General features: G+C 69.6%; 19 protein-coding genes. 9 read left to right on the forward strand and 10 right to left on the reverse strand.

Going from position 1 to position 15425, the window contains the following annotated elements:
* A complete protein-coding gene (locus OG884_RS14730) occupies nucleotides 1-174 on the forward strand; it encodes a hypothetical protein (RefSeq protein ID WP_326645913.1) in 174 nt (57 codons plus the stop codon).
* 270 nt (nucleotides 175-444) lie between these two features.
* Here the strand turns inward: OG884_RS14730 and OG884_RS14735 are convergent, their stop codons facing one another.
* Nucleotides 445-1128 (reverse strand): hypothetical protein, encoded by a 684-nt coding sequence (locus OG884_RS14735; protein WP_326645914.1) that lies wholly within the window; start codon nucleotides 1126-1128, stop codon nucleotides 445-447.
* On the opposite strand from OG884_RS14735, the gene OG884_RS14740 reads away from it, so the two are divergent.
* Nucleotides 1127-1315, forward strand: a complete 189-nt coding sequence (locus tag OG884_RS14740; protein WP_326645915.1) for a hypothetical protein — start codon at nucleotides 1127-1129, stop codon at nucleotides 1313-1315. The genes OG884_RS14735 and OG884_RS14740 overlap by 2 nt on opposite strands.
* A 139-nt stretch (nucleotides 1316-1454) precedes the next feature.
* On the opposite strand, the gene OG884_RS14745 is transcribed toward OG884_RS14740, so the two are convergent.
* From OG884_RS14745 to OG884_RS14780, 8 genes are read right to left on the reverse strand one after another with little or no spacing between them, the layout of a single operon-like run.
* Nucleotides 1455-2426, reverse strand: coding sequence for an amidohydrolase family protein (locus OG884_RS14745; RefSeq protein WP_326645916.1), 972 nt, complete (start codon nucleotides 2424-2426; stop codon nucleotides 1455-1457).
* Between the two features lie 3 nt (nucleotides 2427-2429).
* The gene (locus tag OG884_RS14750) at nucleotides 2430-2945 is read right to left on the reverse strand and encodes a 3-hydroxyanthranilate 3,4-dioxygenase (RefSeq protein WP_326645917.1); all 516 of its coding nucleotides are present in this window, start codon (nucleotides 2943-2945) and stop codon (nucleotides 2430-2432) included.
* Nucleotides 2942-3364: a RidA family protein gene (locus OG884_RS14755; protein WP_326645918.1), complete on the reverse strand. Its 423-nt coding sequence runs from the start codon at nucleotides 3362-3364 to the stop codon at nucleotides 2942-2944. The genes OG884_RS14750 and OG884_RS14755 overlap by 4 nt, the downstream gene beginning before the upstream one ends.
* Before the next feature lie 45 nt (nucleotides 3365-3409).
* Nucleotides 3410-4183 (reverse strand): 2-keto-4-pentenoate hydratase, encoded by a 774-nt coding sequence (locus OG884_RS14760; protein WP_326645919.1) that lies wholly within the window; start codon nucleotides 4181-4183, stop codon nucleotides 3410-3412.
* Nucleotides 4184-4226: 43 nt separating this feature from the next.
* Entirely contained in the window at nucleotides 4227-5240 is a 1014-nt protein-coding gene (gene dmpG / locus OG884_RS14765; protein ID WP_326645920.1) for a 4-hydroxy-2-oxovalerate aldolase, read from the reverse strand.
* Complete coding sequence (locus tag OG884_RS14770; RefSeq protein ID WP_326645921.1) at nucleotides 5237-6181, reverse strand: acetaldehyde dehydrogenase (acetylating); 945 nt, start codon at nucleotides 6179-6181, stop codon at nucleotides 5237-5239. The genes dmpG and OG884_RS14770 overlap by 4 nt, the downstream gene beginning before the upstream one ends.
* Nucleotides 6178-6975, reverse strand: coding sequence for a 2-keto-4-pentenoate hydratase (locus OG884_RS14775; protein WP_326645922.1), 798 nt, complete (start codon nucleotides 6973-6975; stop codon nucleotides 6178-6180). Before OG884_RS14775 ends, OG884_RS14770 begins: the two co-directional genes overlap by 4 nt.
* Nucleotides 6968-8422 carry a 2-hydroxymuconic semialdehyde dehydrogenase gene (locus OG884_RS14780; RefSeq protein WP_326645923.1) on the reverse strand — a complete coding sequence of 485 codons (1455 nt, stop codon included), beginning with the start codon at nucleotides 8420-8422 and terminating at the stop codon, nucleotides 6968-6970. The genes OG884_RS14775 and OG884_RS14780 overlap by 8 nt, the downstream gene beginning before the upstream one ends.
* Nucleotides 8423-8496: 74 nt before the next feature.
* Between OG884_RS14780 and OG884_RS14785 the strand changes: the two genes are divergently transcribed.
* From OG884_RS14785 to OG884_RS14800, 4 genes are all read left to right on the forward strand, one after another.
* Entirely contained in the window at nucleotides 8497-9255 is a 759-nt protein-coding gene (locus OG884_RS14785; RefSeq protein ID WP_326645924.1) for an IclR family transcriptional regulator, read from the forward strand.
* Between the two features lie 249 nt (nucleotides 9256-9504).
* On the forward strand, nucleotides 9505-10047 hold the full coding sequence (locus tag OG884_RS14790) for a VanZ family protein (RefSeq protein WP_326645925.1): 543 nt from the start codon (nucleotides 9505-9507) through the stop codon (nucleotides 10045-10047).
* Between the two features lie 151 nt (nucleotides 10048-10198).
* Nucleotides 10199-10951: a GntR family transcriptional regulator gene (locus OG884_RS14795; RefSeq protein ID WP_326645926.1), complete on the forward strand. Its 753-nt coding sequence runs from the start codon at nucleotides 10199-10201 to the stop codon at nucleotides 10949-10951.
* Nucleotides 10952-11077: 126 nt separating this feature from the next.
* Nucleotides 11078-11308 carry a hypothetical protein gene (locus OG884_RS14800; protein WP_326645927.1) on the forward strand — a complete coding sequence of 77 codons (231 nt, stop codon included), beginning with the start codon at nucleotides 11078-11080 and terminating at the stop codon, nucleotides 11306-11308.
* A 251-nt stretch (nucleotides 11309-11559) separates the two neighbouring features.
* On the opposite strand, the gene OG884_RS14805 is transcribed toward OG884_RS14800, so the two are convergent.
* Complete coding sequence (locus OG884_RS14805; RefSeq protein ID WP_326645928.1) at nucleotides 11560-12807, reverse strand: hypothetical protein; 1248 nt, start codon at nucleotides 12805-12807, stop codon at nucleotides 11560-11562.
* A 139-nt stretch (nucleotides 12808-12946) separates the two neighbouring features.
* Between OG884_RS14805 and OG884_RS14810 the strand changes: the two genes are divergently transcribed.
* The 3 genes from OG884_RS14810 to OG884_RS14820 all read left to right on the forward strand — a co-directional run bounded on the left by OG884_RS14810 (nucleotide 12947) and on the right by OG884_RS14820 (nucleotide 15376).
* A complete protein-coding gene (locus tag OG884_RS14810) occupies nucleotides 12947-13489 on the forward strand; it encodes a gamma carbonic anhydrase family protein (protein ID WP_326645929.1) in 543 nt (180 codons plus the stop codon).
* Nucleotides 13490-13635: 146 nt separating this feature from the next.
* Nucleotides 13636-14979: a hypothetical protein gene (locus OG884_RS14815; RefSeq protein ID WP_326645930.1), complete on the forward strand. Its 1344-nt coding sequence runs from the start codon at nucleotides 13636-13638 to the stop codon at nucleotides 14977-14979.
* 178 nt (nucleotides 14980-15157) lie between these two features.
* The gene (locus tag OG884_RS14820) at nucleotides 15158-15376 is read left to right on the forward strand and encodes a hypothetical protein (protein WP_326645931.1); all 219 of its coding nucleotides are present in this window, start codon (nucleotides 15158-15160) and stop codon (nucleotides 15374-15376) included.
* Nucleotides 15377-15425: the final 49 nt, after the last annotated feature.

Below are 15425 nucleotides of genomic sequence, written 5' to 3' on the forward strand. Positions count from 1 at the left end.
ATGCAGTCGATGCAGTCAATGCAGTCAATGCAGTCGATGCTCGGGCTGATGCACCAGATGGCAGCGGGCGAGGACGTGGGGGCCGGGTTCGGTGCGCTGTTGCCCATCCTCGGCGACCTCACACAGGCCGTCTTCCCCGACTCCTTCATCATCATGCCGATCGTTCCCCGCTGAGACCTCGCACGGAGCACCGAACAGACCGAGCGCCGAACAAGCGGGCGGCACGCGGGCGGACAGTCGGCATGGACGTCTTTTCACTTGCTCTTTCCCTGTTCGGTGGGGTGGGGGTCGGCGTGGCACCACGTGGCGGCGAATCCCGGCTGTAAGCATCGTCACTGTCACGCTGGGTTGTTCCATATAACGACAGAGGCCACATTCCAACCAGCGGACCGGTCGTGGATCGCGCGTGGAAAGGAGTGAGGTCTCCATGTCCACCCCCAGGCCTCAAATAAAGCCGACGGCCCCACCCGATCGACACAAAGGACATCGGCCAATAAAAGGGATGGCCATATTGTCCTTGGCCGGATCCCTCTCCGTGGCCCTCACCATCACCGTTTCCACGCCCGCCGCCGCGTCCGTACCCAACGTCCCGCCACCCGCCCCGGCCTCGCCCGCCGTCTCGATCACCGCCTCGATCACCGCCTCGCCCACTGCCTCGCCCACCGCCTCGCCCACTGCCTCGCCCACCGCCTCGCCCAGCACCGAGCCCTCTTCGATCACCACCTCGTCCACGCTCGACGAGCCGCCACCCAACCCGACCTCCCCCATCGCCTCGGTCAGCACCGATCCCCCCTCCGCCACCGATTCCGGCGGCTCCCGCCCTTCGCTCGCGGAACAGGCACGCAGGAAGTGCAGGCCGAGGTCCTTCTTCAGGTTCCGTTCCTTCAGGCCAAGGAATTTCTTCATTCCCCGTACCCGATTCATCGACGGTCCCGGCGGCACGATGGCGGCGGCGGTCACCCGGCAATACCGCGTATACGCCGAGATGGAAATAGAAAGAGAAAAGATCAGCGAAATCGAAACGGGCAAACTGATCCGCCAGCTGCGAAACTTTGTGAGCCCGCTGCTCGCAAACGAGCACATCGTCGAGACCGGACACGAATACACGCGGGAAATCAGCGACGGCATGTACGGAAACCTGTGGTACCGCGTCTTCGGCTACCGGGTGAGTTTCACGGCGTGGCGCCAGGTCTACAACTGCCGCGTACGCAAGGTCACAGCCGGCGTAGCCAACATCCCCGCGCGGGTGGAGGGCTGGAGATACTGGGAGACCAGGCACCCGATGTTCAGGGGACGCAGGCTGAGCAACCGCTGAGCCCTCTCACCCCACCAGATGAGACGTCTCCACCAGATGGGACGGATGCCCAGATGGGACGTCCCTGCCAGATGGGACGTCCCTGCCAGGTGAGGCGGATGCTCAAGCGAACCGGGAACCGGTGGTGTCGTTCCCGGAGTCAGCGGCCCAGGAAGCGGGTGGCGTTGCCGCCGAGCAGCTTGGCGCGGGCGTCCTCGGAGAGGAACCCCGCCCCTCGGATCAGCGAGCCCACCGGCGACTCGCCCAGCGGGTAGGGGAAGTCGGAGCCGAGCATGACCCGGTCCTCTCCCATCGTGTCGACCAGCAGCCGCAGCGCCCGCTCGTCGAACACGACCGAGTCCACGCTGAACCGGTCGAGGTAGTGCGACGGCGGGAACTCGGAGACCCCGACGAGGTCACCCCGGCGGTGCCAGGCGTTCTCGAACCGGCCGAGCCAGAAGGCGAACGAGCCGCCGCCGTGCGCGAAGCACAGGCGCAGCGTGTCCGGCACCCGGTCGAGGACACCGCCCAGGATCAGGGCGAGCACCGACAGGTGCGTCTCGGCGGGCATGCCGACCAGCCACTGCGCCATCCAGCGCTCCAGCCGGGGGCCGCCCGCCATGTCCCAGGGGTGCACGAAGACGGGCGCGCCCACGGCGGCGCAGTGCTGGAGGAACTGGACGACCCCCTCGTCGTCGAGGTCACGGTCGCCGACGTGGTTGCCGATCTCGACGCCCGCGTGCCCGGAGGCCATGCACCGGTCAAGCTCGGCGCAGGCCAGGTCGGGGTCCTGGAGCGGCACCTGGCAGAACGGCACCAGCCGCTCGGAGGCGCAGATGTCCAGCGCCAGGTCGTTGAAGATCTTCGCGACCCGTACGGCCTCCGCCGCCGGGCGCTCGTAGGAGAAGAAGACCGGCGTCGGCGAGACGACCTGGACGTCCACCCCGTCGGCGTCCATCCGCTCCAGGCGGACCGAGGGGTTCCAGCAGTCGTCGGCGATCCGGCGGAACTCCCGGTCCCCGAGCAGGATCACGGCCTCCCGCTCGGAGTCGACCCGGAGCCGTGGCGCCCCCGGCCAGCCGAGATCCGGCCAGCCCTTGGGGACATGGTGGGTGTGCACATCGATGATCAACGGCTATCCCTTGCCGGGGTGGACGGCGCCGCAGTTCCCGCAGGTGCGCGCCTTCTCGTCGTCGTAGAACGCCTGGAAAATCGGCGGCAGGTCGGTCACGATGTCGCGGACCTGAAGCTCCACCTCGTGGACCACGGCACTGCACTCCTGGCAGTACCAGCGGAACTTCTCCGGCACGCCCTCCGGCCGGATCCGCTCCACCAGGAAGCCGACCGAACCCTCCTCCGGGCGCTGGGGCGAGTGCGGCAGGTTTGGCGGGAGCAGCCACATCTGCCCCTCCCGGATGTGCACGGTGTCGGGCCCCTCCGGGGTCATGACGTTGACGTGCATGTTGCCGCGGACCTGGTAGAAGAGTTCCTCGTACGGGTCGATGTGGAAGTCGGTCCGCGCGTTCGGGCCACCGACGACCATCACGATGAGGTCGTTGGCGCCCTCAAAGATGACCTTGTTGCCCACCGGCGGCTTGAGCAGGTGGGCGTGCTCGTCGATCCACTTGGTGAAGTCGATGGGTGGGATCACGAAAACTCCTCCGGTCGGTGGGCAACAGCCTGAATCTCGATGAGCAGGTGCGGGTGGGGCAGTTGGTGGACGGCCACCGTGGTGCGGGTCGGGCCGGTCTCGTCGAAGTACTCCGCGTAGACCGCGTTGTATCCGGCGAAGTCATTGATGTTCACCAGGTAGGTGGTGATCTGGACGAGATCGCTCAGGTCGGCCCCGGCCGCCCGGAGGATGTCGCCGATGTTCTCTATCACGGCCCTGGTCTGCTCGACGATGTCGAGCCGGGTCGTGCCGAACTCGTCGGCCTCGGCGCCGACGATCGTGTTGTCCGGCCTGCGCGAGGAGGTCCCGGACACGTACAGGAAGTCACCCGCCCGCTTGACGTGCGGAAACCTTCCCCTGGGGGTGGCCTTCCCGGTGACGACGAGCCCGTCGCTCATGCTCTCTCCTCTCCCATGGGCGCCGACGACATCCCCGGCCCCCCTTCAGGACTTCTCTTCGGACGCGGCCGCGGTGAACGACACCGACCCCAGATGCTGGATCTCGGCCCGCACTCGCGCGCCGGGCGCGAGCGGTTCCGCGGGTGTGGCGGCACCTGCGAGAAGGATCCACCCCGGCTCCAGGACCACCCCTGCCTGCCCTGCCAGGCGGGCGGCTTCGGCGAGTGCCCGGCGCGGATCGCCCAGGATGGCACCGGTGGATCCGGCTTGGACCACGCGCCCGTCGATCTCCAGCAGGACGCCCAGGTTCCACTGGGACGGGTCGTAGGGCTGCCACCGGCCGACGGCGTATCCGGCGGCCGAGGTGTTGTCGGCGATCACGTCGGGCAGCGAGAACCGGAAGTCCTCGTAGCGCGAGTCGATGACCTCGACGCCGGTGGCGACGGCCGCGATGGCGTCCGGCGCGAGCGCGTCGGACGGCGACGCGATGCGCCGCCCGATGAGGTAGACGACCTCCGGCTCCACCCTCGGATGGATATAGCCGGACACGTCCGCATACGAACCGTCGGAGATGGCCGACGACTCGGGCACCCGGCCGAAGATGATGTCGTGCACGCCCATCTGGCGGCGCTTGCCCTCGCTGGTGAAGCCCAGCTTCACCCCGGCCAGCCGGTCCCCCCGCTCAAGACGGAGCCGGATCAGCTCCTCCTGCACCCGGTAGGCGTCGGCCACATCGTAGTCCTGCTCGGGCCTGGGCACCGCACGACCGGTGCGGGCAGCCTCGTCCAGGACCGCGGCGAGCTTGTGGATGTCGGTCACTAGGGCACCATCCTTCTCACAGGCACCCATATGGTGCTTGTTGTCATGACTGCTCCCCCGAGCGCACCAGGTCCAGCGCGATGTCCACGATCATGTCCTCCTGGCCGCCCACCATCCGGCGGCGGCCCACCTCGGTCAGGATGGTCCGGGTGTCGATCCCGTACCGTGCCGAGGCCGCCTCGGCATGCCGCAGGAAGCTGGAGTAGACACCGGCGTAGCCGAGCGTCAGCGTCTCCCTGTCCACCCGGACCGGCCGGTCCTGCAGCGGCCTGACCAGGTTGTCCGCCGCGTCCATCAGGGCGTTCAGATCACAGCCGTGTTCCCAGCCCATCAGGTCGGCCACCGCGACGAACACCTCGATCGGGCAATTGCCCGCGCCCGCGCCCATCCCGGCGAGGGAGGCGTCCACCCGGTAGGTACCGTTCTCCACCGCGACCACCGAGTTGGCCACGCCCAGCCCCAGGTTGTGGTGGGCGTGGATGCCGATCTCGGTGCCCTCGTCGAGCACCGAGCGGTAGGCCCGGACCCGGTCCCTGACCCCGTCCATGGTCAACCGGCCCCCGGAGTCGGTCACGTAGACGCACTGCGCGCCGTACGACTCCATGAGCTTGGCCTGCCTGGCCAGCTCATCGGTCTCCGCCATGTGCGACATCATCAAAAATCCGGACACGTCCATGCCGAGCTCGCGCGCGGTGGCGATGTGCTGGGCGGAGATGTCGGCCTCGGTGCAGTGGGTGGCGACCCTGACCGAGGTGACACCGAGCGCGTGGGCGCGCTTGAGGTCGCCGATGGTGCCGATGCCGGGCAGCAGCAGGGTGGTCAACCTCGCCCGGCTCACGGCCCCGGCGACCGCCTCGATCCACTCGTCGTCGGTGTGCGCGCCCATGCCGTAGTTGAAGCTGCCCCCGGAGAGGCCGTCGCCGTGCGCGATCTCGATCGCAGCCACCCCGGCGGCATCGAGTGCCGCGGCGATCTCGGCGGCCTGGGCGACGGTGTAGCGATGCCGGATGGCATGCATGCCGTCCCGCAGCGTCACGTCCTGAACGTACAGTTTCACGCCTTCACCTCCGCGCGCACGCCTTCGTTGTCGGTACGGTCCTCGGTCTCGGCCAGGCGCTCGGCCGTGCGCAGCGCGGCCGAGGTCATGATGTCGAGGTTGCCCGCGTAGGCGGGCAGGTAGTGGGCGGCGCCCTCCACCTCCAGGAAGACGGTCACCTTGACGCCGCCGTCGCGGGTGCCGTCGGGGAGCGGCTCCCCGGCGGGGACCGTCTCGAACTGCACGTCCTGCTTGAGCCGGTAGCCGGGCACGTAGTCACGGACCCGCTCCACCATGGCCAGCACGGCCTCCACCACCGCCGCCTCGTCACACTCGTCCACCAGGCAGTAGACCGTGTCACGCATGATCAGCGGCGGCTCGGCCGGGTTGAGGACGATGATCGCCTTGCCCTTGGCCGCCCCGCCGACCTCCTCGATCGCCCGGGAGGTCGTCTCGGTGAACTCGTCGATGTTGGCCCGGGTGCCGGGCCCCGCCGACTTGGAGGCGATCGAGGCGACGATCTCCGCGTACCGGACGGGCACCTGCGAGGCGACCGCCGCGACGATCGGGATCGTGGCCTGCCCGCCGCAGGTGACCATGTTGAGGTTCGGCTCGGCGAGGTGTGCCTCCAGGTTGACCGGGGGCACCACGTAGGGGCCGAGGGCGGCGGGGGTCAGGTCGATGACCCGCTTGCCGTGCGCCCGCAGCACCTTGTCGTTGTGCCGGTGCGCGCCGGCCGAGGTCGCGTCGAGGACGATGTCCACGTCGGCGAACCCGGGCAGCGCGACCAGACCCTCGACGCCCTCGTGGGTGGTGGCGACCCCGCGACGGCGGGCGCGGGCCAGGCCGTCGGAGTCGGGGTCGATGCCCGCCATCGCGAAGACCTCGACCTTCTTCGACAGCAGTGCCTTGAACATCAGGTCGGTGCCGATGTTCCCTGAACCGATGATCGCTATTTTCATGAGAACACCGCCCTGACCGAGCCGAGGCCCTCGATATGTGCTTCGAACACGTCACCGGACTCGACGCCGACCATCGGGCCGAGCGCGCCGGTGAGCACGACATCTCCGGCGCGCAGCGGGAAGTCCGTGCGGCCGAGCGCGTCGGCCAGCCAGACCGCGGCGTTCAGCGGGTGCCCGAGGCAGGCCGCACCCGCGCCCGTGGAGACCTCCAGGCCGTTCTTGTTCATGGTCATCCCGGCCAGGCGCAGGTCCAGGCCGCGCAGCCCGATCGGGGTGTTGCCGAGGACGAACGCGCCGCTGGAGGCGTTGTCGGCGACCGTGTCGACGAGCGTGATGTCCCACTCCGCGATGCGGCTGTCGACGATCTCGATCGCGGGCAGCACGAAGTCGACGGCCCTGATGACGTCGGCGACGGTGAACGGGCCGCCCTCCAGGTCACTCCCGAGGACCAGCGCCACCTCCGCCTCCGCCTTGGGCTGCAGGAAGCGGCCGGTCGGGACGGGCAGGCCGTCGAGGTAGGCCATGTCGGCGAAGAGCATCCCGAAGTCCGGCCGGTCCACGCCGAGCTGGCGCTGGACCGCCGGGGAGGTCAGCCCGATCTTCCTGCCGACCAGCCGCCGCCCCTCCTCCAGCGCCCGCCTGGTGTTGATCTCCTGTACGGCGTAGCCGATCTCGGCGCTCAGACCGGGCAACGTCTCACGCACCGGGCGGCACGGCTTGCCGCTCCGTGCCGCCTCCAGCAACCGGTCGGCCGCCTCCACGTGCGCGTCGACCGCCTCGCTCCACTCAGTCATGTCCGGGCTCCAGCTTGATGGTGATCGTGGTGGGTTCGGAGTAGAAGTCCAGCGAGCGCGTGCCGCCCTCGCGTCCGATGCCGGACAGCTTCACTCCTCCGAAGGGGGTGCGCAGGTCGCGCAGGTACCAGGTGTTGACCCAGATCAGCCCGGCCTCCAGCGACTGCGCGACCCGGTGGGCCCTGCTCAGGTTGGAGGTCCAGACCGTCGCCGCCAGGCCGTACTCGCTGTCGTTGGCCAGCCCGACCGCCTCGGCCTCGGTGTCGAACGGGGCGACGTGGCAGACCGGGCCGAAGATCTCCTCCCGGTTCACCCGGGAGTCGCGCGGCAGGCCGGTCAGCACCGTCGGCTCGACGTAGTAGCCGCCGTCGCGGTCGTCGCCGAAACGCGGCACGCCGCCGCCGGCGCGGATCTCCGCGCCCTCGCTCTTGGCCAGCTCGTAGTAGGAGAGCACCTTGTCCCGGTGCTCGTCCGAGATCATCGGCATCATCGTGGTGTCCTCGTCGGCGGGGCGGCCGAACCGCAACTCCCCCGCGCGCCTGGCCAGCCGCGCGGTGAACTCCTCGAAGACGGGCCGTTCCACGTACAGCCGCTCGGTGCACAGGCAGACCTGGCCTCCGTTGGTGAAGACCGACCGCACGCTCCCCTCGACCGCCGCGTCGAGGTCCGCGTCGGCGAAGACCAGCCCGGCGTTCTTGCCGCCCAGCTCGAACGAGACGGGCTTGACCCGGTCCGCCACCGCCTTCATGATCGTCGAACCGGTACGGCTCTCACCGGTGAAGGTGACCGCGTCCACGCCCGGGTGCTCCACCAGGAACTGGCCGGTGGAGCCGCCGCCGAAGCCGTGCACGACGTTGAGGACACCGGGGGGAAGGCCGATCGAGGCGGCGATCTCCGCGAGCACCGCGACCGAGCCCGGCGTGTGCTCCGAGGGCTTGACCACCACCGTGTTGCCCGCGACGAGCGCCGGGCCGAGCTTCCAGGTCGCCAGCAGGAACGGCAGGTTCCACGGCACGATCACCGCGACCACCCCGAGGGGCTTGCGCACCGTGTAGCTCAGCACGCCCGTCAGGTGGAACGCGTTCTCCGGGTGCTGGGCCGCGATCTCAGCGAACGACCTGAAGTTGGCGGCGCCGCGCGGGATGTCCAGGGTCCGGGTCTGGGTGATCGACTTGCCGGTGTCGGCGATCTCCGCGGCCACCAGATCCTCGAACCGCTCCTCGATCGCGTCGGCGAGGCGGCGCATCCAGGCGGCCCGCTCGGCCACCGGCAGCGCCGCCCACGCGGGCAGGGCCGAACGGGCGGCGGCCACCGCCCTGTCGACGATGCCCCGGTCCGCCTCGCGGACCTCACGCACCGCAAGCCCGGTCACCGGGTCGTACGTGGCGAACGTCGCGCCCTCCGCGACCGGCACCCCACCGATGAAGTGGTTCACCTGGTCAGACAAGACTTCTCCTCGGGTATGTACTCCGCTGGGTCACTCCATACGGGTATAGAGCCCCAGGTGGTTCATAAGCAAGAATGTGTTCCGTGAAACGGAACCCCGACCGGCTGTCCGTGCTGGAGAAATCCTGGCTGGTGCTTGACGCGTTCCGCCCCACGGGCGGGCCGTTGCGCCTGGCCGACGTCGCCGAGCGCTGCCATCTGCCCAAGACGACGGCCTTCCGGCTGCTCACCGAGCTGACCTCGATCGGCGCGGTCACCCGCCGCCCCGACGGCTACTATCTCGGCCGCCGCCTCTTCGAACTGGGAAGCATCGTGCCCGGAGAGCGCGACCTGAGACACGCGGCGCTGCCCTTCATGCACGACCTCTACGAGGCCACCCACGAGACCGTCCACCTGGGCGTGCGCGACGGCCTCGACGTCATCTACGTCGAGAAGATCCGCGGCCAGACGGCCTTCGCGCTGCCCTCGCGCGTCGGCGGGCGCCTCCCGCTGACCTGCACCGGAATCGGCAAGGCGCTGCTGGCCTACTCCGGGCCCGACCTGATCGACGAGGTTCTCGGCCGCCCGCTCCGCCGGCTGACCCCGCACTCGATCATCGATCCCCGACGCCTGGAGGAGGCACTCGGCCAGATCCAGGCCGCGGGGCTGGCCTACGAGCGGGAGGAGGCCCAGCTGGGCGGCGCCTGCATCGCGGCCCCGGTGTTCGGAGACGGGGTGGCCGTGGCCGCACTGTCGATCTCGGTCCCGCTGGCCCGCTTCCAGCCCACCCGGCTGGCTCCCGCCGTCAAGGCCGCCGCCCTGGGCATCTCCCGCGCCCTGGCCAGAACCATCTGACCCGCCGCCCTGGGCATCTCCCGCGCCCTGGCCAGAACCATCTGACCCGCCGACCTGGGCATCTCCCGCGCCCTGGCCAGAACCATCTGACCCGCCGACCGGCCGCCTCGAATCCGGGCCACGGCTCGGCTTCCACATCGTGCCGATTCACTCGGATCCGACGCCCGCGAAAACCCCTTGCCTGAAGGTCACCTTCTCGTAACCTCACAGGGCCGCCGACCGGGCTTCGAGCACCGGCATCATTGCCTCATGTACCAGGCATGGCAGCTATGGGGAAATATCGTTATAGCGACTTTCCTCGCGGTCCCGGTGGCCGTCGTCGCCGTCCGCGTGCTGGCCCGCCGTCGTGCCCGTACGGGTCATCCCTTTCCCGTCCGCACCGCCCTGGCCGACGTGGTCGCGGTGACCGGGACCGCTCCCTGGATCTGGATGATCCTCACTCCTCGGGCGGGCGCCTCCGACGTCAGCCTCCTCCCCCTTGTGGACCTGTGGGCGACCCTCCGGGGGCCGGCACAGGCGGCGTTCGTACAGGTCGGAGGGAATCTTCTGGTCTTCGCCTCGCTCGGCGCCATGCTCCCCGTACGCTCGGCGCACCTCACCTCACTCGCCCGGATCGCGGCAGTGGCGGCGGGCGCCTCACTCACCGTGGAGGTCCTCCAGTACGCCCTGCGCCTGGGGCGGGTGAGCTCCGTCGACGACGTGATCGTCAACACGGCGGGTGCCGTGCTGGCCGCGGCCGTCACGCGCCGGTGGTGGGCCGGCCGAATAGCGGCTGGGATCGTTCCACGGTAACGGACCGGGAAAACTCCTTAAGCTCGCCACACGGGCACGATACCTCCCAAAAGAAACACGTTACCAACCCCTATATCTGTGCGATCGTGGACAAGACGGGGCAAGTTCTCTGGAGACGCCAAACCCGGTTGGTGACAGAGGGTGATCGAACGTGCAGCAGTCCCCGGTACCTCCCGAGCCCCCGATCTATCGGCGCATCGCCGACGGGCTTCGCGAAGCGATCCTGTCCGGCGATCTCCGAGACGGGGATCGGCTTCCGGGCGAGAACGCCCTGATGGCACGGCACGGCATAGCCCGCGCCACCGCCAGACAGGCCCTTTCCGTGCTAATCAACGAAGGGCTGGCCGTCCCCAAACGCGGCTCGGGGGTGTATGTCAGGCAGTTCCGCCCGATCAGGCGACACGGTTCCCGGCGGCTCTCCCGTGACAGGTGGGGGCGCGGCGCGGCCATCTGGGACTCCGATACCGAGGGCCGCCCCTACACCGTGGACGAGGTGGAGATCGACCGGGAGAGGGCCGAGGACGCCGTGGCACAGGTGCTGGACAGCACCGAGGTGTGGGTCCGCAGGCGGCGCTACTCGGTGAACGGGCGGCCGGTGCAACTGTCGGTCTCCCACTTCCCCGCCGAACTGGTGGAGGGGACCCCGATCACGAGAGAGGACACAGGTCCGGGGGGCGTCTACGCGCGCCTCGGCGAGCTTGGCCACGCCCCGGCACACTTCACCGAGGAGATCCGCGCCCGTATGCCCCATCCCCATGAGACCGTCCAGCTCGACCTCCCCGCCGGAACCCCGGTCATCGTGATCGCCCGGGTCGCCCGCACCACCGACGGCGTCGCCGTCGAGGTCAACGAGATGGTCCTCGACGCCGCCTCTTACGTACTTCAGTACGACTTCGACTCATAGTTCAAGGCCGTCCGTCAACCGATAGGTTGACCTGTCCTTCACGATCATTGATTTCTCTAGAGAAGTGCCGCACCGTCAGAGGTGGAACGTCGCAAAGACGGGCCTGGGCGCGGGGAAGGTGCACGGATGTCTTTCGACCGACATCTCGCAGAAATCGCCCGGGAGTTTCCCGACTGGACGATCTGGCGGAGCGACGCGGGTAGGTGGTGGGCAACCCGCCACCACCCGCTGACCTCCGCCCAGCGTGATGTCGGCTGCGCGATGACCATCGACGCGGACGACCCCGAGGGGCTGCGTGAGCAACTGCGCGCCCAGCGGGAACGTTCCGGCGAGGCGGAGCCTGGAACGGACACTTGAAGACCGCCCGGTGCCGGGGTGAGCGGATCCGATGCGGTCCCGGCGCCGGGCCCCCAATCGCGGAAGCCCCCGACCCTATCGGGGGCGGGGGCTTCCGCTTGACCTCCGGGCGGCTCCGGGCTCCGACCACACCGCGAATCTCGCGGTCACGCACGCCGGCCTCCGGAACCACTCGGACCTGCTCACGATCTCCGCGGAGCCGCGGAACTCCACGGTCACACGCGCCGATCTCCGAGGCCGTACGGCCCCGCTCACACTCTCCGGGGCGGCAAGGCCTCACCGTCGGGGGCGGCGTACTTCCCCTCGTTCTTTCCCACGGCCGGGGCGAGGTCGACATCGGTGTCGTCGTACACCTCGATCTCCTCGCCCGAACGGTCACCGGCATCCTTACCGGGGGCGTCGTCCACGATCACCCGTACGGAGTCCAGGTCGAGTGAGGCGTCGAGGTCGAGTGAGGCATCGAGGTCGGCGTCTCGCGCGTCCTCCGATCCGGCGTACCCCGCCGTCACCTCGGCGTTGTCGGGCGCGGCCTCCCGCGTCGCCTCGGGGGCGCTGGAGACACCGTCGACGGCCTCGTCGTCGACGGCCTCGGCGGGGACGGGAGCCGCCAGCGCGGGCTGGACGCGGGCAGGGGGCAGCACGGAGTCCTCGTCGATCAGGGGTCCCGAACTGCTCTCGCGGTGGAGCAGGTCGCCCAGGACGGCGCCCATCTCGTGCAGGCGGCGCATGACCTCGTGGTGGGTGTCGGTGAGGTAGACGACCCGGCGGCCGGTGGTCTCGTCCAGGATGTTGGCACGCTGCTGGGCCGCCGACAGCGTGGAGTGCGCCTCGGTGTTGGCGGCGTTGACCGTCGCCCGCGCCTCCGCGTGGGCCGCGCTCAGCGTGGAGTCGGCCTCGGCACGGGCGTTCTCGACGGTCTGCTCCGCCTCCTTCCTCGCCGAGGTGACCATCCGGTCGGCCTCGGCACGGGCGCTGCGCAGGGTCTCCTCGGACTCGGCGCGGGCCGCGTTGACCGTCTCCTCCGCCTCCTTGCCGGCTTGGGAGAGCCTCTGCTCGGCGGTGGCGGTGGCCTCGGCGACCCTGCGCTCGGCCTCCTGCTGCGCGGCGTTCAGGATGGCCTCGGCCCGATCCTGCGCGGAGGTGATCAGCCGCTCGGACTCGGCGGCGGAGTCGTTGCTGAGCTTGAGGGCCTCGGCCTCGGCGACCTGCCTCTTGGCGGTGGCCTCCTCCTCGCCCAGCTTCAGTATCTGGCTGAGCCGTTCGCCGAGCTCGTCGTAGTCCTGCGGGGCGTCCGAGAGCCTCCTGCGTGCCTCGGACAGCTCGACCCGGCCCTGCTCGGCCTGGTCGATCGCGCGCGCGAGCCGCTCCTCCAGATCGCGGATCTGGTGGCGGTGGCGGTCCATGTAGTCGTGAACCTGACGGCGGCTGTAACCGCGCATGACGACCTCGAACGAGTCCTCATGCATCAGGTCGGGAAAGCTCTCGTGCTGGTTTGTCATGGCACTGCCCGTGGAGGTTGTGTGGTGGGAAAGGTGACGTCAGGAGACGACTGTCCTGCTTACTGCCCGACTCCGCAACCTGAACACGCCACCTGCTTGCCGAAATACCGGACAGAACGCCCCCTCTAACATCGTCTCCATGAACGCCATGCCATACATCGCCGCCCTCGACGGCGACGCGATCCCGCGGATTCATCCGGACGCCTACGTCGCCCCCGGAGCGGTGGTCGTCGGGAGGGTCCGGCTGGGCCGCGCCGCGAACGTCTGGTACGGCTCGGTCCTCCGCGGTGACGACGAGGACATCGAGGTAGCGGAGGAGTGCAACATCCAGGACCTGTGCTGCCTGCACTCCGACCCGGGCGAGCCGGCCGTGCTGGAGCCCCGGGTGAGCCTCGGGCACAAGGCCATGGTGCACGGGGCCCATGTGGAGACCGGCGCGCTCGTCGGCATCGGCGCGATCGTGCTGGGCGGCGCCAGGATCGGCGCGGGGTCACTGATCGCGGCCGGCGCCCTGGTGGCCCCCGGAAAGCGGATCCCGGCGGGTGTGCTCGTCGCGGGCGTCCCCGGGAAGATCGTCCGAGAACTCACGGACGACGACCGCGACTCCTTCGCCCGCACGTCGGCCGGCTACGTCGCCAGGGCCGCCCGCCACCGGGCCGCGGTCGCTCTCCCACCGGCCTGAACGCCTGCCTGCCGGAGGGGCCGGGAGAGCCTTACGATCGTGCGAGGCCCGCTTGGCGATCGCGGCGCCGGACACGACCTTGACCGAAGGGAGGCAGGGGCATCCCGCCCGTGGCGAAGGCCAGGGGCCCCGGCCCCGGAATACCGATGACCGGCATGTGGCAGTGGGATGGGTTCGACGCCATCGAGCGCGACGTGCGGACCATGGTCGCCGATCATCGGTGGACGGGACTCCCGCCGCTCGCGCGAGCCCAGGCCATCGCCCAGCGCACGCTGGCCACCCCTGACGGCGGGCACTGGCTGTTCGGTGCCCACGCCCGGTGGTACCGCCAGGATCCCGCCGACGGCCGCTGGTACCTGACCGCGCCCCCCGCCGACCGGGGTTTCCGCACCGCGGCGCAGGTGATCCAGGTCACCTCGATGGTCCTGCCGCATCTGATCCCGACCGGCCCCGACTTCGCCGTCGACCGTGGGTCGGTCCAGGGGTTCGTCGGTCCCGACGTGCCCTACGAGATCACCGAACGGATCCGGGAACTGGTCATCGCCCAGCGAGGCAGGCGCAGGGAGGACTTCCCGCTCACCGAGCCGTTCACCCGGCTCTTCGCCGGGGAGGTGGCCAGCCCGGTCGCCGCGATCTGGGGAACGCTCATGTGGTGCGCCTACGCCCCCGCCTTCGACGGCAACGAGGTGCTGCTGTCGATGTTCGGGGAGTTCCTCGCCCGCCCGCTGCCCGGTGACGAGTGGGTCCGCTGGCTGCCGCCCACCTCACTGGGCGAGCTGGCCGCGCTGTACGGCGAGCGAGTCAGGGCGGGGCATCCGGAGGCGGGCCTGCGGCTGGTCGCGCTGATGGCCGACACCGCCGCCGTGGTACGCGGCGACCCGAGGTTCGGGCCGCGTGCCGGCGCCCTGCTGGCCATGATCGAACCGCTGCTCCGCCGGGCCTGCCAGGATCCCGCCACCGCCCACCACGGCGACGAGGCGGTACGCCACGCGTGGATCTCGCGCTGCCCGCCCCACATGACGCTGCCCGACACCTCACCCGGCGACCACTTCCAGCACGTGGTCTACGACCTGGTCCAGGCATTGGGGTTCCTCGCCCCGATGGGTGCCGATCCACGGGCGGTGGCCGCCTCACTGCTCGCCGCCGACCTGGCGGCCTGCGCGCCGAGAATGGCCGACGGCCTCTACCCGTGGCTGGATCCCGAGCTGCGGCACATCCTCCACGTGGTGCTCACCGACGCCGCACACCCGCTGCGGGGCTGCTGGCCGCGTTCGGGAGAGCTGCCTCCCGCGCTCCACCCGCCTGACCGGGCCTCGGCCGCGGCCCTGCTCGGCGCCGCCTACGCCACCGGGCTCGCGTGGTGCCGTCTCACCGGGACCGAGATACCCGAGCGCGGTTTCGCGACGGCCTCGGCGGTCGTGCACCGGCTGACACACGAGCGGGACGACCCCGTCCCCGGAGTATCGGGAACCTACCCCCGCCACTTCTGACACACGCCAGTATGCTTAAACCACAAATAGAGTTATTTCATCCTTACTCTCCCTATATCCTTCTAGGCCCCTACGCATCAGACAATTAGCTGAATTGTGATCTCGTAATCGGGAAATGATCCTCCTTGAGGGCGTGCCGGGCGGGGCGAGGAATGGTCCCGATGGGCCATGGGCACCGATGACCGTCCGCCGTAACCTCGAAGTGGGTGTGGGCTGCGGAAGGAAGGACGACGCGGTGGGGCACGACGACCTGGACTCTAGAGTCCACGACCGTGTCGCGTTGGACGAGATCGCGCTCTATGCCGAGGTGCTGTCCGCCGTCGCCATCAGCGAACGGCCCCTCACCTTGGTGGAGCTCGACAACGCGCTCGGGTTGAGTGCTTCGGCTGTCTGCTGAAGCCACGGTAAGAACCGTTTTCAAGACCCGGTCCCGGACCCCGTAACGG

The sequence above is a fragment of the Streptosporangium sp. NBC_01755 genome (genome assembly GCF_035917995.1).
Lineage (GTDB): Bacteria > Actinomycetota > Actinomycetes > Streptosporangiales > Streptosporangiaceae > Streptosporangium.